At 62.3% G+C, this 24,675-nt stretch carries 28 protein-coding genes; 17 read left to right on the top strand and 11 right to left on the bottom strand.

Features of this window, described 5'->3' with window-relative positions:
* Window positions 1-21 precede the first annotated feature (21 nt).
* From FS665_RS02550 to FS665_RS02530, 5 genes are read right to left on the bottom strand one after another with little or no spacing between them, the layout of a single operon-like run.
* Window positions 22-399: a response regulator gene (locus FS665_RS02550; RefSeq protein WP_110699668.1), complete on the bottom strand. Its 378-nt coding sequence runs from the start codon at window positions 397-399 to the stop codon at window positions 22-24.
* A gap of 44 nt (window positions 400-443) precedes the next feature.
* Window positions 444-1,670 (bottom strand): hybrid sensor histidine kinase/response regulator, encoded by a 1,227-nt coding sequence (locus tag FS665_RS02545; protein ID WP_145182891.1) that lies wholly within the window; start codon window positions 1,668-1,670, stop codon window positions 444-446.
* On the bottom strand, window positions 1,664-2,239 hold the full coding sequence (locus tag FS665_RS02540) for a chemotaxis protein CheB (RefSeq protein ID WP_145182887.1): 576 nt from the start codon (window positions 2,237-2,239) through the stop codon (window positions 1,664-1,666). The genes FS665_RS02545 and FS665_RS02540 overlap by 7 nt, the downstream gene beginning before the upstream one ends.
* Window positions 2,236-3,057 (bottom strand): protein-glutamate O-methyltransferase CheR, encoded by an 822-nt coding sequence (locus FS665_RS02535; protein WP_145182884.1) that lies wholly within the window; start codon window positions 3,055-3,057, stop codon window positions 2,236-2,238. The genes FS665_RS02540 and FS665_RS02535 overlap by 4 nt, the downstream gene beginning before the upstream one ends.
* Window positions 3,054-6,521 (bottom strand): response regulator, encoded by a 3,468-nt coding sequence (locus FS665_RS02530; RefSeq protein ID WP_145182881.1) that lies wholly within the window; start codon window positions 6,519-6,521, stop codon window positions 3,054-3,056. Before FS665_RS02530 ends, FS665_RS02535 begins: the two co-directional genes overlap by 4 nt.
* A 253-nt stretch (window positions 6,522-6,774) precedes the next feature.
* On the opposite strand from FS665_RS02530, the gene FS665_RS02525 reads away from it, so the two are divergent.
* The gene (locus FS665_RS02525; protein ID WP_145182878.1) at window positions 6,775-7,125 is read left to right on the top strand and encodes a response regulator; all 351 of its coding nucleotides are present in this window, start codon (window positions 6,775-6,777) and stop codon (window positions 7,123-7,125) included.
* Between the two features lie 30 nt (window positions 7,126-7,155).
* Here FS665_RS02525 and cobF read toward each other — a convergent pair whose 3' ends face one another.
* Entirely contained in the window at window positions 7,156-7,905 is a 750-nt protein-coding gene (cobF, locus tag FS665_RS02520) for a precorrin-6A synthase (deacetylating) (RefSeq protein ID WP_145182875.1), read from the bottom strand.
* A 285-nt stretch (window positions 7,906-8,190) separates the two neighbouring features.
* Between cobF and FS665_RS02515 the strand changes: the two genes are divergently transcribed.
* The 3 genes from FS665_RS02515 to FS665_RS02505 all read left to right on the top strand — a co-directional run bounded on the left by FS665_RS02515 (window position 8,191) and on the right by FS665_RS02505 (window position 9,646).
* Window positions 8,191-8,553 (top strand): histone-like nucleoid-structuring protein, MvaT/MvaU family, encoded by a 363-nt coding sequence (locus FS665_RS02515; RefSeq protein WP_145182872.1) that lies wholly within the window; start codon window positions 8,191-8,193, stop codon window positions 8,551-8,553.
* Between the two features lie 227 nt (window positions 8,554-8,780).
* The gene (gene gloA / locus FS665_RS02510; RefSeq protein WP_145182869.1) at window positions 8,781-9,308 is read left to right on the top strand and encodes a lactoylglutathione lyase; all 528 of its coding nucleotides are present in this window, start codon (window positions 8,781-8,783) and stop codon (window positions 9,306-9,308) included.
* Window positions 9,309-9,403: 95 nt separating this feature from the next.
* The gene (locus FS665_RS02505; RefSeq protein ID WP_145182866.1) at window positions 9,404-9,646 is read left to right on the top strand and encodes a hypothetical protein; all 243 of its coding nucleotides are present in this window, start codon (window positions 9,404-9,406) and stop codon (window positions 9,644-9,646) included.
* Window positions 9,647-9,652: 6 nt separating this feature from the next.
* On the opposite strand, the gene FS665_RS02500 is transcribed toward FS665_RS02505, so the two are convergent.
* Window positions 9,653-10,483 (bottom strand): shikimate 5-dehydrogenase, encoded by an 831-nt coding sequence (locus FS665_RS02500; protein WP_145182863.1) that lies wholly within the window; start codon window positions 10,481-10,483, stop codon window positions 9,653-9,655.
* Window positions 10,484-10,740: 257 nt separating this feature from the next.
* Between FS665_RS02500 and FS665_RS02495 the strand changes: the two genes are divergently transcribed.
* The 3 genes from FS665_RS02495 (at window position 10,741) to pbpG (ending at window position 12,953) form a co-directional block, all read left to right on the top strand.
* Complete coding sequence (locus FS665_RS02495; RefSeq protein ID WP_145182861.1) at window positions 10,741-10,923, top strand: hypothetical protein; 183 nt, start codon at window positions 10,741-10,743, stop codon at window positions 10,921-10,923.
* Between the two features lie 394 nt (window positions 10,924-11,317).
* The gene (locus FS665_RS02490; RefSeq protein ID WP_145182858.1) at window positions 11,318-11,608 is read left to right on the top strand and encodes a hypothetical protein; all 291 of its coding nucleotides are present in this window, start codon (window positions 11,318-11,320) and stop codon (window positions 11,606-11,608) included.
* Between the two features lie 418 nt (window positions 11,609-12,026).
* Window positions 12,027-12,953: a D-alanyl-D-alanine endopeptidase gene (gene pbpG, locus FS665_RS02485; protein ID WP_145182855.1), complete on the top strand. Its 927-nt coding sequence runs from the start codon at window positions 12,027-12,029 to the stop codon at window positions 12,951-12,953.
* Between the two features lie 51 nt (window positions 12,954-13,004).
* Here pbpG and FS665_RS02480 read toward each other — a convergent pair whose 3' ends face one another.
* Window positions 13,005-13,442: a hypothetical protein gene (locus FS665_RS02480; RefSeq protein WP_145182853.1), complete on the bottom strand. Its 438-nt coding sequence runs from the start codon at window positions 13,440-13,442 to the stop codon at window positions 13,005-13,007.
* Window positions 13,443-13,628: 186 nt separating this feature from the next.
* Here FS665_RS02480 and FS665_RS02475 point away from each other — a divergent pair, with 186 nt between their 5' ends.
* The 9 genes from FS665_RS02475 to FS665_RS02435 all read left to right on the top strand — a co-directional run bounded on the left by FS665_RS02475 (window position 13,629) and on the right by FS665_RS02435 (window position 21,207).
* The gene (locus FS665_RS02475; protein WP_145182850.1) at window positions 13,629-14,963 is read left to right on the top strand and encodes a lysine N(6)-hydroxylase/L-ornithine N(5)-oxygenase family protein; all 1,335 of its coding nucleotides are present in this window, start codon (window positions 13,629-13,631) and stop codon (window positions 14,961-14,963) included.
* 163 nt (window positions 14,964-15,126) lie between these two features.
* The gene (locus FS665_RS02470; protein WP_145182846.1) at window positions 15,127-16,320 is read left to right on the top strand and encodes a PepSY domain-containing protein; all 1,194 of its coding nucleotides are present in this window, start codon (window positions 15,127-15,129) and stop codon (window positions 16,318-16,320) included.
* Entirely contained in the window at window positions 16,317-16,856 is a 540-nt protein-coding gene (locus tag FS665_RS02465; RefSeq protein WP_145182843.1) for a thiamine pyrophosphate-binding protein, read from the top strand. The genes FS665_RS02470 and FS665_RS02465 overlap by 4 nt, the downstream gene beginning before the upstream one ends.
* A complete protein-coding gene (locus FS665_RS02460) occupies window positions 16,853-17,173 on the top strand; it encodes a hypothetical protein (protein WP_145182840.1) in 321 nt (106 codons plus the stop codon). Before FS665_RS02465 ends, FS665_RS02460 begins: the two co-directional genes overlap by 4 nt.
* An 11-nt stretch (window positions 17,174-17,184) precedes the next feature.
* Window positions 17,185-17,769 carry a DUF6162 family protein gene (locus FS665_RS02455; protein WP_145182837.1) on the top strand — a complete coding sequence of 195 codons (585 nt, stop codon included), beginning with the start codon at window positions 17,185-17,187 and terminating at the stop codon, window positions 17,767-17,769.
* Between the two features lie 15 nt (window positions 17,770-17,784).
* Window positions 17,785-18,687 (top strand): metal ABC transporter substrate-binding protein, encoded by a 903-nt coding sequence (locus tag FS665_RS02450; protein WP_145182834.1) that lies wholly within the window; start codon window positions 17,785-17,787, stop codon window positions 18,685-18,687.
* A complete protein-coding gene (locus FS665_RS02445) occupies window positions 18,684-19,430 on the top strand; it encodes a metal ABC transporter ATP-binding protein (RefSeq protein WP_145182831.1) in 747 nt (248 codons plus the stop codon). Before FS665_RS02450 ends, FS665_RS02445 begins: the two co-directional genes overlap by 4 nt.
* The gene (locus FS665_RS02440) at window positions 19,430-20,329 is read left to right on the top strand and encodes a metal ABC transporter permease (RefSeq protein ID WP_145182828.1); all 900 of its coding nucleotides are present in this window, start codon (window positions 19,430-19,432) and stop codon (window positions 20,327-20,329) included. The genes FS665_RS02445 and FS665_RS02440 overlap by 1 nt, the downstream gene beginning before the upstream one ends.
* The gene (locus FS665_RS02435; RefSeq protein WP_145182825.1) at window positions 20,326-21,207 is read left to right on the top strand and encodes a metal ABC transporter solute-binding protein, Zn/Mn family; all 882 of its coding nucleotides are present in this window, start codon (window positions 20,326-20,328) and stop codon (window positions 21,205-21,207) included. Before FS665_RS02440 ends, FS665_RS02435 begins: the two co-directional genes overlap by 4 nt.
* 141 nt (window positions 21,208-21,348) lie before the next feature.
* On the opposite strand, the gene FS665_RS02430 is transcribed toward FS665_RS02435, so the two are convergent.
* A complete protein-coding gene (locus FS665_RS02430; RefSeq protein WP_145182822.1) occupies window positions 21,349-21,810 on the bottom strand; it encodes a hypothetical protein in 462 nt (153 codons plus the stop codon).
* Between the two features lie 84 nt (window positions 21,811-21,894).
* The gene (locus tag FS665_RS02425; RefSeq protein ID WP_145182819.1) at window positions 21,895-22,230 is read right to left on the bottom strand and encodes a hypothetical protein; all 336 of its coding nucleotides are present in this window, start codon (window positions 22,228-22,230) and stop codon (window positions 21,895-21,897) included.
* 130 nt (window positions 22,231-22,360) lie between these two features.
* On the opposite strand from FS665_RS02425, the gene FS665_RS02420 reads away from it, so the two are divergent.
* Window positions 22,361-23,131 (top strand): SDR family NAD(P)-dependent oxidoreductase, encoded by a 771-nt coding sequence (locus tag FS665_RS02420; RefSeq protein WP_145182816.1) that lies wholly within the window; start codon window positions 22,361-22,363, stop codon window positions 23,129-23,131.
* Between the two features lie 232 nt (window positions 23,132-23,363).
* Here the strand turns inward: FS665_RS02420 and FS665_RS02415 are convergent, their stop codons facing one another.
* Entirely contained in the window at window positions 23,364-24,620 is a 1,257-nt protein-coding gene (locus FS665_RS02415; RefSeq protein WP_178108282.1) for an MFS transporter, read from the bottom strand.
* Window positions 24,621-24,675 lie beyond the last annotated feature (55 nt).

Genomic DNA, 24,675 nt, shown 5'->3' with positions numbered 1-24,675 from the left:
AGCTCCAGCCCTGCTTGCGCTTCAGCGCAGCAAGGTCTGGATCTGCTCGTGCAGGGTGTCGAGATCGAACGGCTTGGCCAGGATCGGCGCCTTGCGCGCGATCGGGCTACCGGACTCAAGGATCTCCGCCGGGTAGCCGCTGATGAAGATCACCTTCAGATCCGGACGCAGCTTCACCGCAGGCTCGGCGATTTCCACCCCGGAAATGCCGCCGGGCAGGCGAAAATCGGTCACCATCAAGTCCAGGTGCGGTTTGCTCGCCAGGATGGCGAAGGCCTGCTCACCGTCTTCTGCCACCAATACATGGTAGCCCTCACCCGCCAGGTAATCGCGCAGGATCATCCGGATCGCCGGTTCATCCTCGACCACCAACACCACATCTTGTGCATCTTCACTCATGATAACGCCTTGAAATTCATACAGTTGGCCATCTGACCCCAGCCTTAGACGGAGGTTGCCCGCAGCTGGTCGTTTTGTTCGGTGACGCCTGCCAAGGGCAACAGCAGACTGAAGGTCGAGCCCTGCCCCACTTCGCTCTCGACGTGAATCCGCCCGCCGTGCGCTTGCACGATCTGCTCGGAAATATACAGACCCAGCCCAAGCCCGGCACTGCTCTGCTGGGTAGCGACCCGTTCGAACTGCTGGAAGATGCGCTGCTGGTTGCTGGCACTGATTCCGATCCCATGGTCTTGCACCTGTACCCACGCCATGCCGTCCTGGCCGAAGACCCTGACATGCACGGGCTTGTGTTCACCGTAACGCAATGCGTTGGACAGCAGGTTGGCCAGTACTTGTTCAATCCGAAATTCATCCCACAGGCCCTGGAGTGTTTCGCAGCGTTGCAGCTCGATACAGGTGTCCAATGTCGCCGCCTGCGCGCTGAAGTTTTCCACCAGGCCGCGCACCAGCTGACTGAGATCGAAGACCTTGGGCCGCAACGACAGTTTACCGGTGCGAATGCGCGAGACATCGAGCATGTCTTCGATCAGGCGGATCAGGCTGTTGATCTGCCGCTCGTCGCGCTCGACCATGGCCTGCAGCTTGTCGGCACTGAACGCCTCGAGGTTGCCGCGCGACAGGTGCATCTTGCGCAACTGGGTTTCCAGGATCAGCCCGTTGAGCGGTGTGCGCACCTCATGGGAGACGATCGACATGAAGTCATCGCGCATGCGCACCGCGTGCTCCAGCTCGCCGCGTGCCAGCTGCAACTGCCCCAGCAGCAGCTCCTGCTCCTGGCGGCTGCGTTCGAGCGCCTGCAATTGCCGGTCGAGGACCTTGCGCTGACGGTACAGGTCGACGAACACCGACACCTTGCTCTTGACCGCCAAGGTGTCGAGCGGCTTGTACAGGAAGTCCACCGCACCACTTTCATAGCCTTTGAATGCGTAGTTCATTTCTCGCCCGGCAGCGGTGACGAAGACGATCGGGATATGACGCGTCTTCTCCGTGCCGCGCATCAGCTCGGCCAGCTCGAAGCCATTCATCCCAGGCATCTGCACGTCGAGGATGGCCAACGCGAACTCATGCTCGAGCAGCAGCGACAATGCCGCTTCGGCCGACTGGGCCTGATGCACTTCACGGTCATCGCCTTGTATCAGCGCGTCGAGCGCCAGCAGGTTTTCCGGCAGGTCGTCGACGATCAGCAGTTTGGCGGTGGTATGGCTTAGCATTCGCTGGATTCCAGGGTAGCGAGCAACTGCCCGATACCGCTAAGAGAAAGGATAAGGTCAGGCTGATGCAGGGCCAACGCGGCCTCCGGCATCAGCGCCACCTGTGCGTCGCGGGGGTCCTGGACCACAGTCCGGCCGCCGCTGTTCTTGATGTAGGCAAGCCCTTGGGCACCGTCTTCGTTGGCACCGGTGAGCAATACGCCGAGCAATGCGCGGCCATAGGCATCGGCCGCCGAGGTGAACAGAAAATCGATGGCTGGGCGGGAAAAATGCACCGGCTCCTCCTGGCTCAGTGACAGGCTGAAGTCCGCTTCGACCGACAGGTGGTAGCCCGGCCCGGCTACATAGATCTGTCCAGCGGTAATCGGTTCCTTGTCACAGGCCTGGCGCACCGGGCGCCGTACGCGGCGCTGCAGCACTTCGGCCAACTGGCTGTGGCGATCGTCGGGCAGGTGCAGCACGCACAGCACCGGAATGCTGAAGTTCGCTGGCAGCGCGCCGAGCACGGTGGACAGCGCCGTGACGCCGCCTGCCGAGGCGCCAATGACCACCGCCTGGATACCGTTCATGATTTACGAAAGATCCGTTCAGGCTTGACCAGCGGCTGGAAACGCTCGCTGTACGCTGAAAAATCCACCGATTCCTTGCTGCCCAGGACCAGGAAACCGCGGTGGCACAAGGACTCATGAAACAGCCCGAAGGCCCGGTCCTGCAGCTCCTTGTTGAAGTAGATCAGCACGTTGCGGCACGAGATCAGCTGCGTCTCGGAGAACACGCTGTCGGTGGCCAGGCTGTGGTCGGCGAAAGTCACGTTCTCACGCAGGCTGCTGTCCATGATGGCGTTGCCATAGGCGGCGGTGTAGTAATCGGAGAAATCACGACGGCCACCGGCCAGGCGATAGTTTTCCTCGTACCCACGCATGCTCTGCAGGGTATAGATGCCTTGCTTGGCACGGTCCAGCGAATGCGGGTTGATGTCGGTCGCATAGATGATGGCGCGCTCGAGCAGGCCTTCTTCACGCAGCAGGATGGCCATCGAATACACCTCCTCCCCAGTGCTGCAACCGGCGATCCACACCTTGATCGACGGCCAGGTGCGCAGCAGCGGCACCACCTCTCGACGCAGCGCCAGGAAGTGGCTGGGGTCGCGAAACATCTCGCTCACCGGAATCGTCAGGTACTGCAGCAGTTGCATGAACATGCCCGGGTCATGCAATACCCGCTCCTGCAAGGCCGAAACGGTCTGGCAGTCGAACTGTCGCAGGGCATGAAGTATCCGGCGCTTGATCGAAGCGCCGGAGTAGTTGCGGAAATCGTAGCTGTACTTGAGGTAGATCGCCTCGATCAGCAGCCGGATCTCGATGTCGGTGTTGCGCTCGCTAATCAAATTCGCTCCAGTTGCGGCAGCCAGACGCGGATCAACGAGAACAAGCGGTCCAGGTCGATCGGTTTGGCCAGGTAATCATTGGCGCCCGCTTGCAGGCAGCGGTGCTGGTCGTCTTTCATCGCCTTGGCGGTGACGGCAATGATCGGCAGCTTGCGCCAGCGCGGCTGCTGACGGATCAGGCGGGTCGCTTCGAAACCGTCCATCTCCGGCATCATCACGTCCATCAACACCAGGTCGATATCTTCATGCTGTTCCAGGCGCTCGATGGCCTCGCGGCCGTTGCGGCCGATCTCGACGATGGCGCCCTTGTGCTCCAGGGCACTGGTCAGGGCGAAGATGTTGCGCACATCGTCATCCACCAGCAGGATCTTGCGCCCCTCGAACACCTTGTCGCGGCTGCGTGCGGTCTTGAGCATGCGCTGACGTTCATGGGACAACTGCGATTCGACCTTGTGCAGGAACAGTGTCACTTCGTCGAGCAGACGCTCTGGCGAGCGCGCGCCCTTGATGATGATCGAACGCGAATACTTGAGCAGGTCGGTTTCTTCCTCGCGGGTGAGGTTGCGCCCGGTGTAGACGATCACCGGCGGGAAGGCGCGGATGTCCTCGGCGGTCATGCGCTTGAGCAGCTCGTTGCCGAGCATGTCCGGCAACTTGAGGTCGATGATCATGCAGTCGTAGATGTTCTCGCGCAGCAGCGCCAGGGCATCCTGGGCCAGGGCCACGGCGGTGATCTCGATGTCGTCGTCGCCGATCAGGCGCGCAATGCTCTCACGCTGCAGGTCATCGTCCTCGACCAGCAGGATGTGCTTGAGTTTCTGGGTCAGCTTGGATTCCAGGCGAGCGAAGACTTCCTTGAGCTGTTCGCGGCTGGTCGGTTTCACCGCATAACCCACCGCGCCCATGTGCATGGCCGCCTCGACCCGGTCTTCCACCGAAATGATGTGCACCGGGATGTGCCGGGTGCTGGCCTGCTCCTTGAGGCGCTGCAATACAGTCAGGCCGGAATGATCGGGCAAGCGCATGTCCAGCAGAATCGCGTCAGGCAGGTATTGCGCGGCCAGCTCGAAGCCTTCGTCGGCGCCATGGGCGACCAGGCAGTTGTAGCCCAGCTCGTGGGCCAGGTCGAAGAGGATGCGAGCGAAGTTGGGCTCGTCTTCGATCACCAGGATGCAACGATTGTCGAATGGGGCACGCTCACGATCATCGGCGAAGGTTGGCCCAGGGCTCTTGCTCGTCGCTGGCAAGGCAGGCACGCGCGGCGCAGGCAAGCTGTCGACTGCAGGGCGCAAGCTTACAGGCTCGATATCCTGGTCCTGCGACTCGTAGCGCTCAGGCAAGGTCAGGCTGAACACACTGCCCTGGCCTGGGGTGCTCTGCACGCTGATCTGCCCCCCCAGCAGGAGCGCCAGGTCGCGCGAGATCGACAGGCCCAGGCCGGTGCCGCCATAGCGGCGGTTGCTGGTGCCATCGACCTGGTGGAAGGCGCCGAAGATCGCCTGTTGCTGGTCGGCGGCGATGCCAATGCCGCTGTCGCGCACCGAAAAAATGATGCCGCTGTCGGCCCGGTAACCGATGTCCAGGCTGACCTTGCCGTGTTCGGTGAACTTGAAGGCGTTGGACAACAGGTTCTTGAGGATCTGCTCCAGGCGCTGACGGTCAGTGAACAAGGTGGCCGGCACCGTGGGTGCGACGCTGACATCGAAGCCCAGGCCCTTCTGCTCGGCCAGTGGCAGGAACATCCCACGCAGGCCCTCGACCAGACGCGCCAGCTGGGTGGTTTCCGGACGCACCTCGAGCTTGCCGGCCTCGACCTTGGCGATGTCGAGAATATCGTTGATCAGGTTCAGCAAGTCGTTGCCGGCTGAGTAGATCGACTCGGCAAACTTGACCTGCTCGGCGCTGAGGTTGCCTTCGCCATTCTCGGCCAGCAGCTTGGCCAGGATCAGCGAGCTGTTGAGCGGCGTGCGCAGCTCGTGGGACATGTTGGCGAGGAATTCGGACTTGTATTTGCTCGAGCGCTGCAAGTCATCGGCACGCGCCTGCAACTCTTGCTGGGCCTGGCTGAGCTCGTCGTTCTTGCGGTTCAGGGCGTCGGTGCGCTCGGACAGCTGCTCGTTGGTCTGCTCAAGTTCGGCCTGTTGGGTCTCCAGGTGCGCCTGGGATTCCTTGAGCACCCGCGATTGCTCTTCGAGCTCTTCGTTGGCGGTCTTGAGTTCTTCCTGCTGGACCTGCAACTCTTCATTGAGTTGCTGGGTTTCGGCCAGTACTTCCTGCAGGCGCTGGCGATTTCGCGCACTCTCTACCGAGATACCGAGGTTTTCGCCAATGCGCTGCATGAGCTCGTCGTCGCGCTCCTGCAAGGGGCGCAGGAAGCCCAGTTCGATCACGCCGTTGATCTGTCCATCGTCGCTGGTCGGCATCAACAGAGCGCTGCGCGGCAGCCCGCTGCCGAGCCCGGAGCTGAGGTGGTAATAGTCCTGAGGCAGGTCATCCAGACGCAGCAGGCGGTTTTCCCGCACCACTTGCGCCAGCAGGCCGTCGTGCTCGCCGAGCACTTGGGTGCGCGCCTGCTCGGCCGCGTCCAGGCCGTAGCTGGCCACGCGCACCAGGCGCCCGTGGTCGTCACGCACGTACAAGGCGCCGACCACGCTGCCCAAGTAGCCGGCGAAGAAGCGCAGGATCTTGTCGCCGAGCATGGTCAGGGTCAGTTGCCCCAGCACCTGTTCGGCCAGGCGGGTCTGGCCATTGCGCAGCCAGGCCTGGTGCTCGAGACGCTCGGCCGAGCGCTGTTGCGCCTGCAGGTTGGCCGTGTAGCTGTCAGAGAGCGCCAGGAGATCGCGGCGGCCCAGGTACGCCAGCATGGCGCTGAGGCCGACGATGAACAGCACGAATACACTGATGGCGGTGACGGTGACCGAACTGACCTTTTCATTTCGGGCCATGCGCAGTTGCTGTTCGCTGCCGATCAGGTCGTCGAACTCTTTGCGAATTTCGTCGGTGATGCGCTTGCCGCGACCATTGATGACGGACTGACGGTAATCGCCGCCGTTGCGTCGCTGCTCGATCATCTCGCTGCCAAAATCGTTCCAGGCGCCTTGCAGGGCGACCAGGCGGTCGATGCGGTCGAGCTGCTGCGGGTTGTCTTCGACCATTTCGCGCAAGCTCTTCAGGCTTGCCAGGATACGTGGCTTGGCCACCTCGTAGGGATCGAGAAAGCGCTCGTCGCCGGTAATGAGAAAACCGCGCATGCCGGTTTCCATGTCGATCGACAGCTTCACCGTTTCGTTGGCGTTGCCGATTACCCGGTCGGTGTGCTCGACCCATTGCATGGCTGACAGCAAGTAATTGATGACCGCGACGAACGCCACGGCGCCGAGCAGGCCTACCCCCAAGGGAAGGCCAATGTTGCGGCTCAACAGCTTGCGAAAGCTCTGCTGGTCCATTGAGGCTGCTTGAATCATTCGAAAACGCCCGCGCGAAAAGTCCATTGAAAAAGAGTGGCGGCCACCGCCTTGTTGTTATCTACCGCTGTACTCAGCGGTCAACCGCCGAGTCTAACCGGCTGCGCACAGTACCGGCAGGGCATTTAGCCAGTATTTGAAGGTATGCCGTGCGAATCGTTCCATCGAGATTGCACAATCGGTATCCTCGGGAACTTCTTTCTCTGTCTGGCGCACAGATAGGGACATGCCTTCAATAACAGGAAATCAACCCATGCACCTTCTAGTAGTCGAAGACGACGACATCGTACGGATGCTGATGGTCGAAGTGCTCGACGACTTGGGCTACGCCACCATCGAAGCGGAGAACGCCGCTGCTGCGCTCAGGATTCTCAACGATCCCGAGCAGCACCTGGCCCTGATGGTAACCGACGTGGGCCTGCCTGACATGCGCGGCGACCAACTGGCTGGCGAAGCACGGGCAGTGCGCCCTTCGCTGCCGATCCTGTTCGCCAGCGGCTATGCGGAAAATGTGGTGGTGCCGGAGGGCATGCACTTGATCGGCAAACCGTTCAGCATCGATGAACTGCGCGACACGGTTTACCGCATTCTCGGCAAACCCTGAGATGTTTCATGTTGGCCAACGCATGGCCAGCTAGACAGTCCTGCGCAGCAAATAGATATCCATGATCCACCCCCTGCGTAGCCGCTCACGCTCGCGCACTTCAAGTATCCGGGCCTTGACTGCCTGCAACGGCCCGGCGATCAGCACCTCGTGCTCAGTGCCCAGGTAGGCGCCCCAGTAGATGTGCAGCGCCGGGTCGTGCAGCGCTGCAAACCTGCATTGGCCATCGAGCATGACTACCACGTTGTCTAGCTGCCCATGGGCTGTCAGGTGTCGCCCCGGCAGCACGGTCAGCGGCTCGCTCACGCGGTTCAGCGGCACCTGATGCCTGGCCGCCAGGGCCTGTAGGCTGCTGATGCCGGGAATCACTTCTACAGTCATCGCGACGCCAGCCTCACGCACCAGGTCGAGAATGCGCAACGTGCTGTCGTACAGACAGGGGTCGCCCCACAACAAGAAGGCTCCGGTGTCGTCACTGCCCAGTTCTTCATCGATCAGCCGCGCATACAACCTGGCCCGTTGGGAATGCCACTGATGAACCGCGGCCTTATAGTCGGGCGCATCGGCGTCGCGCTGCGGGTCGGCAACTTGGACCAGCCGGTAGTTGCCCTGCGGGCAGTGGCGTTGGAGCATGTTTTTGCGCAGGTGCAGCAACGCGTCTTTGTCAGTGCCCTTGTCCAGTACGAAAAACACCGAGGCGTGGCGCAAGGCATCGAGTGCTTCGAGGGTGATCTGGCGTGGGTCGCCGGGACCGATTCCGATCAACAGCAAGGTTTTCATTACACGGTCGCTTATGAAACGAGGATGATGGTGAAGTTATAGCTGAGCGAGGCCATCGCGCCCGGCAATTGACAGCGCCGCATGGATCAATTCAATGAGCGAAGTGGACAGCACGGGCAACAGCAGAAAGTTCCCGAATTAGTTAATCAAAGTTAGCTGTTTGCCGAATGCCATGGGCTGACTACACTCGAAGTCAGTGGACTGATGTTTAAACCGCGTGGCCGGCGCCAAGTGCCTGACAGTTGCGTTGCGCCCTGCCGCTGAAGACGTTAAGGAGTGATGACAGTGTCCAGACTTGCAGAGTTTCGCGCCGCCGAAAAAGCGCTTCAAGAACAGATGGCGCAACTGGAGGCGTTAAAAAAGGACGCCGGCCTCAAACGGGAAATTGAATTCGAGCAGAAGCTGGTTGGGTTGATGAAAACCTATGACAAGGGCCTGCGTGATATTGTCGCGCTGCTCGACCCCAAGACGCCATCACGGGGTAAAGCGAGTGCGCCCAAACAACAGCGTCGGGCGCGCGTGGTGAAAGTCTACGAAAACCCGCATACCGGCGAAAAAATCGAAACCAAAGGGGGTAATCACCGGGGCCTGAAGGCCTGGAAAGAGCAATACGGCGCCAGCACGGTAGACAGTTGGCTGCGCGGATGAAACATCAACAAGCGCTTCACACTTTTTTCACACCGCCGCGCGCACTATCGAACCAGCTAACGGACTAGCGACCCCATCACGCGCCCGCACATGCGGGCCTCTAATTCCAGCGCCCTGCTCCTTCAAGAGCAGGGCGCTTTCATTTGCGCTGAATCTTCACTGCCGTATCATGGTCTGCTTGTTTGTTGCGCTGGCAACCGCTTGCCAGCTTCGCTATTGGAGTTCCTATGAGCCTGCATGATCTGCAAACCCTGCCTGGTGTCACCGCGCAGCCTGACGCCGCCACCGCCCAGTTCGTGTTCAACCACACCATGCTGCGGGTCAAGGACATCGAGAAATCGCTGGACTTCTATACCCGCGTGCTGGGCTTTCGCGTCGTCGACAAGCGCGACTTCCCGGATGCGGCCTTCAGCCTGTACTTCCTGGCGCTGGTCGACCTGGCGCAGATCCCCGCCGATGACGCCGCGCGCCATCAGTGGATGAAGTCGATCCCAGGCGTACTGGAACTGACCCACAACCACGGCAGCGAGAACGACCCTGAGGTCGTCTACCACAACGGCAACACCGACCCGCGCGGCTTCGGCCACATCTGCGTATCGGTGCCGGACGTGCGCGAGGCGTGCGCCCGTTTCGAGGCGCTGGGCGTGCCCTTCCAGAAGCGTCTGCAAGACGGGCGCATGAACCACCTGGCCTTCATCAAAGACCCGGACGGTTATTGGGTCGAAGTGATCCAGCCGGCCGCACTCGAGGGCTGATCACCCCTGGGTACGCTCGTCGGGCCGGGTTTCGCCGGCCCCCTGCTGTGGTATATCAAGGTTATGGCTTTACCCACCACAGCGAGGTAAGGACGATGCAATCTCTTCACTGTGAATACCGCGACCACATCATCACTGCCAGCGTGATGCCCCATCCCGATTCCCCCCTGCCCTATGCCGCTGGCTGTCTGATCACCGATCCGCAGGGTCATGTCAGCAGGCGCATGTCGATGCCGATGAAGTTCTTCTCCGACCTGGACAATGCCCAGCACGTGTCGCTGGCCCACGGCCGAGCACTGGTCGACCAGCAACTGGACGGGCGCCACCGCGCCCGCTAAGGGCAATCAACTCACCGATGCGGCGCGCGCGTAAGCCACCGCCGCATCGACTTGTTCCGGGGTTGGCCTGACGCCGGTATACAGCACGAATTGCTCCAGGGCCTGCAAGGCGATGACTTCCAAGCCCGTGATCACCGGTTTGCCCAGCGCCTGGGCGCGGCGGATCAAGGGCGTCTGCGCGGGCATCGCGACCACGTCGAAGACGCGCTCGGCAGCCGTGATGGCAGTGTCGCTGAAGGCCAGTTGCTCCGCCTCCGGCCCACCGGCCATGCCGATCGGCGTGACGTTTACCAGCATCGGCGGGCACAGGTCACCCAGCTCCGCCACCCAGCGGTATCCGCAGACATCGGCCAACTGCCGCCCAGCCTGCTCGTTGCGTGCCACGATGATGCCCTCGGCAAAGCCAGCATCGCGCAACGCGCAGGCCACTGCCTTGGCCATGCCGCCACTGCCGCGCAAGGCAAATGCGGTATCAGGATCGACTGCATGCTGCTCGAGCAATTGCCGAACCGCCAGATAATCGGTGTTATAGGCCTTCAGGCGCCCTGCCTCGTTCACCAGCGTGTTGATCGACTCGATTGCCGCTGCCGATGGGTCGATTTCATCGACCAGGGCCATGCAGGCCTCCTTGTACGGCATCGACACCCCGCAGCCGCGAATGCCCAAGGCACGGATACCTGCCACGGCCGCCGGCAGGTCATCGGTGGTCATGGCCTTGTAGTAGAAGTCCAGCCCGAGCTGCTGGTACAGGTGATTGTGAAAACGCACGCCGAACGTACCTGGCCGTCCCGCCAGGGAAATACACAACACGGTGTCTCTGCTGGGGGTGACCGCCATGAATCGCTCCTTCTTCTAGATACCCACCACCACTGCGCCGGGCCACGCCGACCGCCAGGCTTACCTTACACAACCTTTACCCTTTCCCTGTGCTTGTTTTACACAGGTCGTTGTCATAGTAACAAGGCCCGCAGACAGGCGTTGGCAGTGCTCGTCACCTGAGACCGTTGATAAAACTAATGAGCACTATTGAGCGTGTTGATTTCAAACGCCGACGGCTGCTGGGTAAGGTAGGCCCACGTTTACAGGAGGTCCCCATGACCACTATCCAGATCATGTCCGTCGTCGGCACTGCCGTCCCTGCCGCGCTGCGTGCGCAAGGCCTGCTGGCCTGTTGGTACCTGGTCAGCAATGGCGAGCCGGTGAGCGGCCCGCTGGCCAGCCGCGCCAGCGCCCAGGCCCTGGCCGAGCAGCTGCAGGCCGATTGTTTCATCGCTTGACCGAATTTGTTGTGCGTTGCTCCCTACGCCCTTTGCGACCCACCTTTTGGTGGGTCTTTTTTTGCCTGGCAGAACAGGGGGGAGCGGTTGCATGCCGTCCACAGCATCAACCTTCTTCAGGCATGCAAATCAACGGCACCTGTACAAAACAGGGAATAGAACCGAGCTGCAAGATAAGACGCCGGCGGTGCCCGCTGCATGAATGGGTGCTGCATTGCCCAAGACGCTTCGCTTGAAAGCTTGATCGACGTGGCTTCCATGATTATTCTCCGGCGACTTTTCAAGCGCTTGCGACGTCTGTTTTGCCAGAAGACGGCTAAACCGTGACGCGCAAAGCCGGACACGCCTACGACGAATACCGTTTCATTGGACGTAAAAAGGAGCTGTACGCCTCATGTGGATGACAAGCGAGCGGGAAATCGTGGGGAGTTTCAAGATGCTGGGGTCCAAAGACCCTGATGCGGTTTTTGCGCAGAAAAACATGCTGCTCAAAGGCGCAAAGTTTCTCAAGCTCATCGGATGGTGTTGCATTGCGCTGGGAATACCCATGCTCTTTCTGATTATTCCAGGGATCATAATGATTGCCCTGGGATGGTTCCTGTTGTCGCGGGCCAACAAGAACATTGCGTTGATCGAGAGCGCGGCAGCGTCATACTGCGCTGAGGTCGGGATAAGCAGCATTTAAGCTTCATGGAGAAACTCGCCGAGCGGCGCCAAATGCTGCGCGGGCTCGGCGAATCCCGCATTCCGGTTAGCTGATCAACAGCTACCTGCCGCAGCCTCATGGCAGCGCAAGTCATCCATGCCAGCACCCAGGCCGCTTACCCTTTTTGGCCGCACGGTTGCAGCGAAGCAATTCGCCGCCCAGTGCGACAGCCAGCCTATCTATGCCAACTGACTATGGCCAAACTATTGGGCTTATCTCGCCCGGCGTGAGGTGACGTAATGGGTACAAAATGGGTACAGGATTAAATTTCCTTCACGTTTAGCCCTTTGGATATAAGGCATTCGACAGCCGTTGAGCCATACTCCAGAATGCAGCGGTTTTTTGGGGGAAAACCCTTGCACAGCCAACGACATACCAACCTTTAGTGAGCCTCATTGTGAAAACATCCCTGTCCATACTCAGCCTGCTGCTGTTGCTCACAGGTACCGCGACGCTGCCGTCGACCGCTGCTGCTCAACCCCCGGCCAAGGTCCAGCGTGACCCGTCCAAATTGCACCTGGCATCGGGCAGTGCCCTGCTGATCGACCTCAACACCAATCAGGAGCTGTATTCAAGCCATGCCGATCGCGTGGTACCGATCGCCTCGGTGACCAAACTGATGACTGCGATGGTGGTGCTGGACGCCAAGCTGCCGATGGACGAAATGCTCACCATGACCATCGCCAACAACCCGGACATGCGCGGGGTGTATTCACGGGTACGCCTGGGCAGTGAGTTGAATCGGCGCGAAACCCTGTTGATCACCTTGATGTCATCGGAAAACCGCGCGGCCACCTCGCTGGCCAACCATTACCCAGGCGGCTATCCGGCGTTCATCAAGGCCATGAACGCCAAAGCCCGTGCACTGGGCATGGCGCACACCCGCTACGTCGAGCCGACCGGGTTATCGACGCAGAACGTCTCCAGTGCGCGGGACCTGGCCAAACTGCTGCTGGCCTCGCGCAAATACCCACTGCTCAGCCAACTGTCGACCACCCGGGAAAAGACCGTGGCGTTCCGCAAGCCCAACTACACCTTGGGCTTTCGTAACACTGATCATCTGGTGAACAAGAGCAATTGGGACATCAGCCTGACCAAGACCGGTTTCACCAACGAGGCTGGGCACTGCCTGGTGCTGTTGACCAAGATGGACAACCGCCCGGTAGCCATGGTTATTCTCGACGCCTTTGGCAAGTACACCCACTTCGCCGACGCCAGCCGCCTGCGCCAGTGGCTGGAAACCGGTGCCGCCAAGCCAGCGCCGGCGGTGGCCATGCAGTACAAGTCCGACCGGCAGGGCAAGGGACGCGTCGCTGCGGACTGAGCCTCGCGTCCGATCATTGCCCCAGCACCGACAGGCCGCTCGCTACCCGCGTCAAGCCTGGGTGTTGACCACACTACCCGCGCTGCTGCCGCCACTCTTCTGCAGCGCCTCGAGCAGTTGCCCGGTGGCCGTCATGATCTCGCCTGCCAAGGTGGCGATGCTGGCCTGTTTGGCGGTGATGGCCGCCAGACGGGTGGGATCGTCGCCCTTCTGCGCCATCAGGCTGGCCAATTGCTTCTGCTCCTCGGTCAGCTGCTTTTGCAGTTTCTTGATCATTTCGCGTAGCTGCTTGATGTGCGCAGGCTCATCACTGGCGCTGCTGTCCTGGGTACCTTTGGTCGCCTGGGCCTGGCCGTCGCCGCGGACCTTGCCGGTGTCGACGTGCAGTTTCGACCCGGCCGCCGTGGCCTTTTCGCTGTCTGCGGCCTGGGCACTACCCAGTGCCTGGGCCGCATTGTTGCTGATGTTGACTGCTGCGATACCAACCATTTTTGTCTCCCTGCCGTGCAGTGGGTCCTTGCGTTGACCAGCATATCGACCGAGGGGCGCAGAGCTTTAGCGTGCACCCGGCTGGCAGTAAATTACCTTTCCCTTGGCTCGTTCCACCCAATGTACAAGCGCAGGCGCCGGAGCTACGGCATGCGCCCACATTCGACCCTTTATGGAATCGCAGCCATGAGCCAGCCTGCACACACGGAAATCATCAAGGACTTGATCGGCGTAGGCTTCGGCCCGTCCAATCTGGCCTTGGCCATCGCCCTGGAAGAACTCGCCCAGACCCAAGGTCATGCCCTCGACGCGCTGTTCATCGACAAGCAGGAGGAATACCGCTGGCACGGTGAAACCCTGGCCACGCAAAGCGAGCTGCAGATTTCCTTCCTCAAGGACTTGGTCTCGCTGCGCAACCCGACCAGCCCCTACAGCTTCGTCAACTACCTGCACCAGAAGCAGCGCCTGGCCGATTTCATCAACCTGGGCACGTTCTATCCCTGCCGCCTGGAGTACAACGACTACCTGCGCTGGGCTGCCGAGCATTTCGCCAACCAGGCGGTGTACGGCGAGCAGGTACTGCGCATCGAACCTGAGCTCAAGGAGGGTCGCGTCCAGCACCTGCGCCTGGTGTCGCGCGATGCCCAGGGCCGCGAATTCAGCCGCTTGACCCGTTCGGTGGTGGTGGGCAGCGGCGGCACACCGAAGATCCCCGAGAAGTTCGGTGCCTTCAAGGACGATCCGCGGGTATTTCACCATTCCCAGTACCTCAGCAGCCTGAGCAAGCTGCCCTGCACCGCTGGCAAACCCATGCGCATTGCTGTCCTGGGCTCCGGCCAGAGCGCGGCCGAGGCGTTCATTGACCTCAACGACAGCTACCCGTCGGTCAAGGTCGACATGATTCTGCGCGGTTCTGCCCTTAAACCCGCCGACGACAGCCCGTTCGTCAACGAGATCTTCTCGCCGGACTACACCGACCTGGTCTACAACGAGCCGGCCGACCAGCGCGCGAAGTTGCTCGGTGAATACCACAACACCAACTATTCGGTGGTCGATCTCGACCTGATCGAGCGGATCTACGGCATTCTCTACCGGCAGAAAGTGGCCCATCAGTTCCGCCATAACGTACTGTGTCGGCGCCAGGTGGAAGCAGTGGTGGCCACACGCGATGGCATCGAACTGACCCTGCGCGACCTGGCCACCGGTCAGCAGCAGACCCACCGCTACGATGCGGTGATCCTCGCCACGGGCTACGAGCGCCGCTCTCACCGCGAGCTGTTGGCGCCCTTGGCCGATTACGTGGAGGACTTCAACGTCGACCGCAATTACCGCTTGCTGGCCGGCCCTGAGCTGCAGGCATCGGTGTACCTGCAAGGCTTCTGTGAAAACAGCCACGGCCTGAGCGATACCCTGCTGTCGGTGCTGCCTTCGCGCGCCGCAGAGATCGCACGAGCGCTGCACCGCGACCTGGCCTGCCAACACGGCGCGGTCCAGGCGCCGCTGGCGCTGACCAGCGCATAGCCGAGGCCTGCAGGCAGCAGGGCGCTTCGAGCGCCCTGCTTGCCCGGGCCTTTGAAATATTTGCTTGCATTTAATCTCGCAAGATTTCCATTCTCATTCGTCTTCTCAAGAACAGCCCCTGTTGGTTGGGCCTGTGTTCGCCCCTTTTCTTGAAGAATGACCGATGGCCAAATCACCGAAAAAATCCAAGTCCAAGCTGTGGTTTCTGGTGCACAGCTGGCTCGCCCTGCCGATCTGGTTCTTCGTGCTGATCGTCTGCTTCACCGGCATGCTCGCCGTGGTCAGCCAGGAGATCGTCTGGCTGGCCAACCCGGATGTGCGCGCCAGCAAGCCTGACGGTGCCACGCAGCGCTTGAGCTTCCAGCAGGTCTTCGATGCCTTGCACCAGGCCGAGCCGGACATGGCGATCAACTCGATCAGCCAACCCGACGGCTCGCACTTCGCCCTGCGCGTCGACGTCACCCGAGCCGATGGCTCGAGCCCTACGCTCTATGTCAACCCGTATACCGGGGTCATCCAGGGCAAGATGCCTGACTTCAACTTCGAGGCGTTCACCCGCGCCCTGCACGGCTGGTGGCTGGTGCCCTTCACCAGCGGTTTCAGCTGGGGCTGGTACATGGTGTCGCTGCTCGGCTTGCCGATGCTGGCATCGCTGGTGACCGGCCTTGTGGTGTACAAGAAGTTCTGGAAGGGCTTCTTCAAACCGGTGCGCCTGGGCCAGGGTGCACGGATCTTCTGGGGCGACGTGCACCGCCTGGCCGGGGTGTGGTCGATCTGGTTCATTGCCGTGATATCCATCACCAGTATCTGGTTCCTGATTCGGGCGATCCTGTTCGATAACCAGATCACCATCTCCAGCGAACCGATCGTGCCGGTGATCGCCCGCGAGCAGGTGCCACAGAGCAGCGATGGCGGCCCGGCGCCGCGCATCGACCTGGACGAGGCAGCGCGAATCGCTGGCTTGGCCATACCGAGCCTGGACATCACCTCGGTGTCGCTGCCGGCGACTGCCTATAGCCATATCGAAATGGGCGGACGCGGCTGGTATCCGCTGATGTTCCAGAGCGCTTCGGTCAACCCTTATACGCGCGCCGTCGACAGCCAGTTCCTGCTCAGCGACCGCTCCGCCCTGGAATTCGTCACCGAATCCATGCGCCCGCTGCACACCGGCGACTTCGGCGGCCTGGTGATCAAGCTGGTGTGGTTCTTCTTCGGCCTGGTGTTGACCTTGATGGTGTTCAGCGGCCTGTTGATCTGGACCAAGCGCACGGCCCAGGCCACCGCCGCCGCCCTCAAGCGCAGCGAACGGGGGCCGCGGGTTGCGGCTGAGCCCAGCCGCCTGGAGGTGCAGCCATGAACCAGACACATGCTGTGCCGCCTCGCTCGTTGAAAAGCTGGTGGCTGAAGTGGCGCTTTCACCTCAACATCCTGCTGATCCTCATACCCCTGGGCTTCATGCCCAAGTATTTTGCCGACGCCAAACTGTTCCGCGGCGACGCCGGGCTCGGCGCCAACCCGATCAGCGCCATCGCCGTAGGCCCCTACAGCCTGGACCTGGCCGAACTGCGTGACGAAGCACCCCGCGCCGACGGACCTGCCGGCCATTTCAAGCTGTTCAACGCCGCGCTGTGCAAAGCCTGCGTGAATGACGTCAAGGCGGTCTACCTGCGTATCGGCAAGCCGCGCAGCCTGCGGGCGGCGGGCACGATCTTCTTTGGCGCGCCGTACCGCATGATCACCAACCTGCCGATCCCGCCACGCACCCGTACCGACGCGCAGATCTGGATCACCATCGAAGGCTGGGACGGCAGCATGCACCAGGCGTCGGTGCCATTGGCCAAGGCATCGCCGGCGACCCTCGCCTGGCTTGAAAAACAAGGAGGCAAACCATGAAACACCTGATGCGCAGGCTCGCCCTGCCCCTGCTGATGCTTGCTGCCGGCCCGGCGCTGGCCCACAACCCGATGTGCGAGTGCGAAGAGCTCGCGGGCGGGCAGGTCAAGTGCACGGGCGGCTTTTCCGATGGCAGTGGTGCCCCGGGAGTGACGCTCGATGTCATCGGCTACGACGAACAAGTGCTAGTGGGCGGCAAGCTCGGCGATGACTCGAGCCTGACTTTCAAGCGCCCCGATGGGGAGTTCTATGTACTGTTCGATGCAGGCCCTGGTCACGTGGTAGAAGTCGACCACGCCGACATCGCCCAACCATGAGCCGCGCTGCCATGAACCGCCCCACCCCTCACCACAGCCAAGTGGTACGCCCGGCCGGTGCTGGCCATGAGACGCTCTACGTGTTGCTGATCAGCCTGTTGATCGTCGCCCTCTCCGCCAGCGTGGTCATGCTGCGCGGTGAGCGCCAGGACGAACAAACCATCGCCGGCCACCAGATCGACGCGCGCCGCGACTTGAGCGCCGCCGAACAGGGCATCTACACCGACCTGAGGGTGGCCTTCGATGAAATTCAGCTGCTGCGCGAGGACACCGGCAGCGTGCCCAGCGTCGCCACCTTGGCCGGCGAAGCGCTGCCGCCGTTCGTGGACGACGCGGGCAGCCAGAGCCGCGGTGACCATCACTGGCAGTGGCTGCCCAGCGGCGCTTACCTGGGCCACAGCCAGGCGCCGCGAGTGGCGGGCAGCTTTCTGATGATCGTGCCGCACGACACCACCGGCGAGGTCGACATTTGGCTACGCCGCGATGGCGCAGCCGATCCAATCACGACCTTCGAGCCAGCAGCCCTGATCGATGCGGGCTGGCAGCAGGTGGTCAGCCACTACGACGCCGGGGTCACCCGCGAACACCGCCATTGAACCCAAGGATTTCCCATGTTTCGCAAAACCCTCGCCCTGCTCCTGGCCTGCGCCCTGCCGGCACTGGCCATGGCCGACACAGGCAAGCCCCTGCGCGTCGGCATCACCCTGCACCCCTATTACAGTTACGTCAGCAACATCGTCGGTGACAAGGCCGAGGTCGTCCCGCTGATCCCTGCAGGCTTCAACCCGCATGCCTACGAGCCGCGCGCCGAAGATATCAAGCGGATCGGCACGCTGGACGTGATCGTACTCAACGGCGTCGGTCATGACGACTTCGCTGACCGCATGATCGCCGCCAGTGAAAAACCCGCCATCGCCACCATCGAGGCCAACCAGAACGTGCCGTTGCTGGCCGCCACTGGTATCGCTGCGCGCGGTGCCGGCAAGGTGGTCAATCCGCATACGTTCCTGTCGATCAGCACCACCATCGCCCAGGTCAACAACATCGCCCGCGAGCTGGGCAAGCTCGACCCGGAAAACGCCCGCTTCTACACACAAAATGCCCGCGCCTATGCCAAGCGCCTGCGCACCTTGCGCGCCGAGGCCCTGGCCAAGGTCACCGAAGCGCCGGCAGCGACGTTCCGGGTCGCCACCATCCACGCGGCCTATGACTATCTGGTGCGCGATTTCGGTCTTGAGGTAACCGCTGTGGTCGAGCCGGCCCACGGCATCGAACCAAGCCCGGCACAGCTGAAAAAAACCATCGACCAACTCAAGGCGCTGGACGTCAAGGTGATCTTCTCGGAGATGGACTTCCCCTCGGCGTACGTCGAAACCATCCAGCGCGAGTCGGGGGTGCGCCTGTATCCGCTGACGCATATCTCCTATGGCGAGTACACCAAGGACAAGTACGAGGTCGAGATGCAGCGCAACCTCGACACCGTGGTGCGCGCCATTCAGGAGAACCGCGCATGACCGCCGCCGCTCAATTGCGCCTGGCCGCCGGGCCGCGCATCGAGTTCGCCGGCATCGACCTGACCCTGGGCCGCACGCGCATCCTCGAACAGGTGCACTTCGCGGTCGAGGCCGGCAGCGTGCATGCCATCGTCGGACCCAATGGCGGTGGCAAAAGCTCGCTGATCAAGACGCTGCTCGGGCAGATGCCGCATCAGGGTCAGCTGACCCTGCACTGGCCTGGCGATCAACAGGTCATCGGCTACGTACCGCAAGCGCTGGAATTCGACCGTGGGTTGCCGATGACCGTGGACGACTTCATGGCCGCCATGTGCCAGCGTCGTCCGGCCTTCCTTGGCCTGTCGCGGCGCGTGCAGCCGGCGATCGATGCAGCACTGGCGCGGGTCGGCATGCTCGACAAGCGCAAGCGCCGCATGGGTGCGCTGTCTGGCGGCGAACGCCAGCGTGTGCTGCTGGCCCAAGGCTTGATTCCCGAACCGCAATTGCTGGTGCTCGATGAGCCGATGTCGGCGCTCGATGAAGCGGGCATTCAGGTGTTCGAGCAGCTGCTGCACAGCTGGCGCCAGGCAGGTACCACGGTGCTGTGGATCGAACACGACCTGGAGGCGGTGCTGCGCCTGGCCGACCGGGTCACCGGCCTGAGTCGCCAGGTGTTGTTCGACGCCCCGCCAGCCGAAGCCCTGACGCCCGAGCGGCTGCTCGGGCTGTTTTCCGTTCACCCACGCAGCGAGAGCCTTGCCTGATGAGTTTCGACGCATTTCGCCAGCTGATTCAGGAATGGGCCGGCGCCGGTTACCTGCCAGAGGCCCTGGCCTATGGTTTCGTGGTCAACGCCTTGCTCGCAGGCTTGATGATCGGGCCGGTGCTCGGCGGGCTGGGCACCTTGGTGGTGGTCAAGCGCTTTGCCTTCTTCTCCGAGGCGGTGGGCCATGCGGCGCTGACCGGCGTGGCCATCGGCATCCTGCTCGGCGAGCCCTACACCGGCCCCTACGGCAGCCTGTTCGGCTACTGCCTGCTGTTCGGCATTCTGCTCAACTTTCTGCGCAACCGCACGGGGCTGTCGCCGGACACCTTGATCGGCGTGTTCCTTTCGGTATCCCTGGCCCTTGGCGCGAGCCTGCTGTTGATGCTCGCAGGCAAGATCAACGTGCACATCCTCGAAAACGTGCTGTTCGGTTCGGTGCTGACTGTCAGCGGGCAAGACCTGGTGGTCCTGGGCATCGTCGCTGTGCTGGTGCTGGCCTTGGCCTTGCCGCTGTACAACCGCATCATGCTCGCGAGCTTCAATCCGCAACTGGCTGCCGTACGCGGGGTCGCGGTGAAGACCCTGGACTACCTGTTCGTGGTGCTGGTGACCTTGGTGACAGTCGCAGCGGTCAAGGTGATCGGAGCCATCCTGGTCGGTGCCTTGCTGGTGATCCCGGCCGCCGCCGCACGCCTGGTTAGCCAATCGCTAAAGGGGTTCTTCTTCGTGTCGGTGGTGATTGCCACGTTGAGCACCTTGCTGGGCATCCTGCTGCCAATCGTTCTGGACCTGCCGGTGCCATCGGGTGCCGCGATCATCCTGGTCGCTGGCATCTGCTTCGCCCTCGCCGCATTGGCCCGCGCCCTCGTTCCACGCTTGCAAGGAAACCCGGCATGAACCTGAAGCACCTGACTATCGCCCTCACTCTCGCCGGCCTGCCCATGCTGGCCTCGGCCACGCAGGTACTGACCACCTTGCCGGTGACCCATAGCCTGGCCAGCACCTTGCTCGAGGGCACCGCCGTGCAGCTCACCCGCGCAGCGCCTGCAAGCTTGCCGGCCAGCCGCCAGCCCTCGTACTTCAGCAGCCGTGGCGCCGCCGGCCTGGCCAAGGCGGCACAACAGGCCGATGCGGTGATCGGCGTGCGTTCGATTTGGCGCGACGATCCGCTGTATCCACTGGCGCGGCGCAGCAATATCCGCATCGTCGAGATCGACGCGGCGCGCCCGGTCGACGGCGCCTTGCCGGGTATCGCGGTGAACGGTGACGACGCCTATGCCGCGTACCCGTGGCTGCATCCGACCAATCTTGGGCGCATGGCCGATGTCGTGGCCAATGACCTGGAACGTCTGGCGCCGGCCGACAAGTCAGCGATTCAGCACAACCTTGCGCAACTCAAGCGTCGGTTGCTGACACTGACCGCCAACAGCCAGGTGCAACTGGCCGAGGCTGACAACCTCAGCGTGGTCAGCCTGTCCGATCGCCTGGGATACTTGGCCAGTGGTTTGAACCTGGATGTGGTGGAGCAACCGCTGCCCACCGACGGCAAATGGGACGCGGTGGCGCTCAAGGCATTGGCCGATACACTCAAGGAGCAGGACGTGGCGCTGGTGTTGGATCATCGGCAGCCCGATGCGGCGCTCGCTGAGATAATCGAGGCCAGCGGCGCGAAGCTGGTGGTAGTCGACAGCGACGCCGAGGATGCCGTGGCGGGGCTGACGACGGGCACCGAGCAGGTGGTCCAGGCGCTGGCGGGGCGCCGAAGCGGTGACTGAAGAGGCGTGCAGCGGAACTCAGGCTATCGGCTGCGTAGCTGATACTGCCGGGGCTGCGTTGCAGCCCGGCCGTTCCGGCTGCCTAGCTTGAATCCTGGAGGTTGTGCGTCCTCTGGCAGAGTCAACACCGGATGATCAAGGTTATTTAAGCTCAGCCAATGCCTGATTCAGCGCTGCGGAGTCAGTGAACCTGCGCTCACTCACCACCTGCCCACCTTGCAACTGCAGCCATTGAACCTGGTCGCGGTCACCTGCATAGCGCTCGGCCACACGCCCTTCACGATCCAGCAGAATCCGGTACTTGGCTGAGCGCATGGACGGAATTAGCACCGCCTGCGCCATGCTGGGCACTTGCGCGATGTCGGCCACGAACACCACCGCGCGCTCGTCTAGATAGCCGGCAGGCGCCTGCTCGATGGCGCGGTTGACCATGCGCGCAGTGGAAAAGCTGCGGGCGATGAGGACCACTTGGGTTCTGTCATCCAGGGTATAGGCGCGATCGAACTGATCGACCAAGGTCCATCCGCCCACCACGGGTGTGGCAGACTCAGCGTGGGCGAAGGGCAGCGACAGCAACGCAAGCAACAGGCAGCAGAACCGCATTCGGGTAACTCCGGCTAGGTTATCCAGCAACCTTAGCCGGGCTGGGCCTATTGCGACAAATTTTGCATCGCTGTCACCGGGTTATCACGGCTTGGGATGCTCGCTGGACACCGAATTGTTCGCCTCGACGTCCTTGAGCTCCTCTTCGATGGGCGCATCGTCGTCGCTGTGCAGCGGCGGATCTTCATGGGTGCGCGCGGTGCCGTTGTCACGCGGTACTTGAGAGTCCTGATCGGAACCCGGATTGCCCGGTGGTGGGTTCCAGTCCTCTGGACGATTGGCCGACCATGCCTCACCTGTACCCTGCTTGGGCTCCGATGGCGTCTGCTCAAGCCCTGAGCCGTGGCCTGCGTTTTGCTCGGTGTCGCCTTCGGCTGGCCCTGGGTACGGGGCGTCAGGGCCGTTGTGATCGATCGCCATGATAATTCTCCAATCTGCGGTGCAGCCGATCCGCACCTATAACTCTGAGGAACTCAAACGCCGCTGAGTGCCTCAGTTGCGACAAGCGGCATGAAAACATCCTGCCCAACCGCCTGACCCGAGGTCCCCAATGAGTCTGATCCCCAATCTGGACGGCACTGCCGATGCACTGGTATGCGGCGCTAGCGCCGGGATAGGCCTGGCCCTGTGCGAAATGCTGCTGGCACGCGATGACGTGGCACGCCTGTGGGCCGTATCGCGAAGCGCAGGCAACAGCGAAGCACTGGCAGCGCTGGCGGCGCAGCATGGTGAGCGGTTGATCGTCATCGCCTGCGATGCGCGTGACGAGCAGGCGCTAGCCGCCTTGGCGACGCAGATCAGGCAAGTCAGCCAACACCTGCATCTGGTCATCAGTACACTGGGCATTCTGCATCAGGACGGTGCGAAGCCGGAGAAGTCCCTGGCACAGCTAGACTTGGCCGGCCTGCAGGCGAGCTTTGCGACCAACGCCTTCGCGCCGATCCTGCTGCTCAAGCACCTCATGCCACTGCTGCGTCAACAGCCGACAACCTTTGCCGCCCTGTCGGCCCGCGTCGGCTCGATTGGCGATAATCGGCTGGGCGGCTGGTACAGCTATCGCGCGAGCAAGGCGGCGCTCAACCAGCTACTGCACACCGCGAGCATCGAGCTCAAGCGGCTCAATCCACAGGCCACGGTGTTGGCCTTGCACCCTGGCACGACAGATACTCAGCTGTCGCGGCCTTTCCAAGCCAATGTCCCAGCGGGCAAGCTGTTCGCTACGCGCTTTGCCGCGCAGTGCCTGCTCGACCTGGTGAGCCGGGTCGAGCCGCTGGACAGTGGCGGGTTCTGGGCCTGGGACGGGCAACAGATCCCGTGGTGATCCGCGCCCCTCCCTGCCCTGTCAGCACACAGGCGCCATGTCACTCGGCGCCTGGCGGGATGCCGTCCTTGTTCTTGTCTTTCAGGCGAGCCTTTTCTTCTTCCGTCGAATGGGCCGGCACCTGGGATTGCTGCTGATCCTTGTTCTGTTCAGTCATGTTGCTGTCCTCTTGTGGTCAACATTTGGGCAACGCCCTGAGACCGACGGTTCAAGGCAATTGCCCGCCACGGTATCAGGCTGCCGGGCCGACTGGCGTGGCCGACGGTACCGATGACCGTGCGTTGTCTGCCATGGTTTCCGGCACCGCGGCCCACACCAGCACGAACGCTACCGCGGCGATGCCGGCCAAGGTCAGAAATGCCGCATCGTAACCGGCCGACTGCACCACCAGCCCGGCGATGCCAGGGCTGAGCGCAGCGCCAAGACCGAATACGGTGGTCAGCGCCCCGAGGCTGACATTGAAGCGCCCAGTGCCCTCGGTCAGATCGCGCACCACGATGGGGAACAGCGCGCCGAAAATGCCTGCGCCCACACCGTCAAGCAATTGCACGCCCACCAGCCAGAACGGGCTGTCTGAAAACACGTACAGCGCGCCGCGCAGGGGCAGGATCAGAAAACCAGCCAACAGAAACGGCTTGCGCCCCCACTGCTCGGCCTTGGCACCCACCAGCCAGGCCATCGGCACCATGACCAGCTGCGCGGCAACGATGCAGGCCGAGGTCAAAGTGGTAGCCAGGCGCATATCGACCTGAGACAGCTTCTGGCTCACCAATGGCAGCATGGCCGCGTTGGCCAGGTGGAACAGCGCACAGCACACCGCGAACAGCAACAAGGTGCGGTTGTGCAGTAGCAGGCGCAAGCCCGCCGGGTGTTCCTCAGCGCCCGGCGCGTGGGCCAGGCCACGGGCCAGTTGATGATCGATGGCCGCCGCCGGCACGCGGCTGACGGCCACGATGCTGGCCACGGTCATGACCGCCATGAGGTAGAACACCACGACAGGGCCAAAGGCATACGCCAATACCCCTGCCAACAGTGCCGACACGGCGTTGCCCGCATGGTTGAAGCTTTCGTTGCGCCCTACCCGCCGGGTGAACGCCTTGGGCCCGCAGATGCCCAGAGAGATCGCGGCGATGGCGGGGGCAAACACGGCACCGGCCATGGCGCTGAGGGTCTGGGTCACGGCCACCCAGCCGAACGTGGACAGCCACGGCAGCAGCAGGCAGGCACCAGTGACCAACAACGTCGCAATGACGATCAGGGTGCGCTTGGCCGGCGTGCGGTCGGTCAAGGCGCCGACCGGGGTTTGAGTCAGCAGTGCCGCGACCCCAGCCACCGACATCACCAGGCCGATGCTCGCCGGCTGCCACTGATGCACCGCCAGCAGGTAGATCGCCAGGTAGGGACCGAGGCCGTCGCGCACATCGGCAAGAAAGAAGTTCAGCCAGTCGAGGGCACGCTGGTGTGATGCACAAGGCCTTGAATTGTCCAAGGATGCAGTCTCGCAAGAAGCCACAGGGAGCACCTCGGGCAGCGGCCTTCGGCGC

It is taken from the genome of Pseudomonas sp. URMO17WK12:I11 (assembly GCF_007677725.1).
Lineage (GTDB): Bacteria > Pseudomonadota > Gammaproteobacteria > Pseudomonadales > Pseudomonadaceae > Aquipseudomonas.
This window is presented reverse-complemented; position numbering and strand designations above follow the sequence as displayed.

Coding starts and splice junctions, on each gene's coding strand:
- FS665_RS02445 (WP_145182831.1), top strand. CDS start 18,684: ATGACCGCCGCCGCTCAATTGCGCCTGGCCGCCGGGCCGCGCATCGAG.
- FS665_RS02455 (WP_145182837.1), top strand. CDS start 17,185: ATGAACCGCCCCACCCCTCACCACAGCCAAGTGGTACGCCCGGCCGGT.
- FS665_RS02495 (WP_145182861.1), top strand. CDS start 10,741: ATGACCACTATCCAGATCATGTCCGTCGTCGGCACTGCCGTCCCTGCC.
- FS665_RS02480 (WP_145182853.1), bottom strand. CDS start 13,442: ATGGTTGGTATCGCAGCAGTCAACATCAGCAACAATGCGGCCCAGGCA.
- FS665_RS02430 (WP_145182822.1), bottom strand. CDS start 21,810: ATGCGGTTCTGCTGCCTGTTGCTTGCGTTGCTGTCGCTGCCCTTCGCC.
- FS665_RS02460 (WP_145182840.1), top strand. CDS start 16,853: ATGAAACACCTGATGCGCAGGCTCGCCCTGCCCCTGCTGATGCTTGCT.
- FS665_RS02450 (WP_145182834.1), top strand. CDS start 17,785: ATGTTTCGCAAAACCCTCGCCCTGCTCCTGGCCTGCGCCCTGCCGGCA.
- FS665_RS02425 (WP_145182819.1), bottom strand. CDS start 22,230: ATGGCGATCGATCACAACGGCCCTGACGCCCCGTACCCAGGGCCAGCC.
- FS665_RS02420 (WP_145182816.1), top strand. CDS start 22,361: ATGAGTCTGATCCCCAATCTGGACGGCACTGCCGATGCACTGGTATGC.
- FS665_RS02540 (WP_145182887.1), bottom strand. CDS start 2,239: ATGAACGGTATCCAGGCGGTGGTCATTGGCGCCTCGGCAGGCGGCGTC.
- FS665_RS02525 (WP_145182878.1), top strand. CDS start 6,775: ATGCACCTTCTAGTAGTCGAAGACGACGACATCGTACGGATGCTGATG.
- FS665_RS02500 (WP_145182863.1), bottom strand. CDS start 10,483: ATGGCGGTCACCCCCAGCAGAGACACCGTGTTGTGTATTTCCCTGGCG.
- cobF (WP_145182875.1), bottom strand. CDS start 7,905: ATGAAAACCTTGCTGTTGATCGGAATCGGTCCCGGCGACCCACGCCAG.
- FS665_RS02530 (WP_145182881.1), bottom strand. CDS start 6,521: ATGATTCAAGCAGCCTCAATGGACCAGCAGAGCTTTCGCAAGCTGTTG.
- gloA (WP_145182869.1), top strand. CDS start 8,781: ATGAGCCTGCATGATCTGCAAACCCTGCCTGGTGTCACCGCGCAGCCT.
- FS665_RS02440 (WP_145182828.1), top strand. CDS start 19,430: ATGAGTTTCGACGCATTTCGCCAGCTGATTCAGGAATGGGCCGGCGCC.
- FS665_RS02545 (WP_145182891.1), bottom strand. CDS start 1,670: ATGCTAAGCCATACCACCGCCAAACTGCTGATCGTCGACGACCTGCCG.
- FS665_RS02470 (WP_145182846.1), top strand. CDS start 15,127: ATGGCCAAATCACCGAAAAAATCCAAGTCCAAGCTGTGGTTTCTGGTG.
- FS665_RS02490 (WP_145182858.1), top strand. CDS start 11,318: ATGTGGATGACAAGCGAGCGGGAAATCGTGGGGAGTTTCAAGATGCTG.
- FS665_RS02435 (WP_145182825.1), top strand. CDS start 20,326: ATGAACCTGAAGCACCTGACTATCGCCCTCACTCTCGCCGGCCTGCCC.
- FS665_RS02550 (WP_110699668.1), bottom strand. CDS start 399: ATGAGTGAAGATGCACAAGATGTGGTGTTGGTGGTCGAGGATGAACCG.
- FS665_RS02475 (WP_145182850.1), top strand. CDS start 13,629: ATGAGCCAGCCTGCACACACGGAAATCATCAAGGACTTGATCGGCGTA.
- FS665_RS02505 (WP_145182866.1), top strand. CDS start 9,404: ATGCAATCTCTTCACTGTGAATACCGCGACCACATCATCACTGCCAGC.
- FS665_RS02465 (WP_145182843.1), top strand. CDS start 16,317: ATGAACCAGACACATGCTGTGCCGCCTCGCTCGTTGAAAAGCTGGTGG.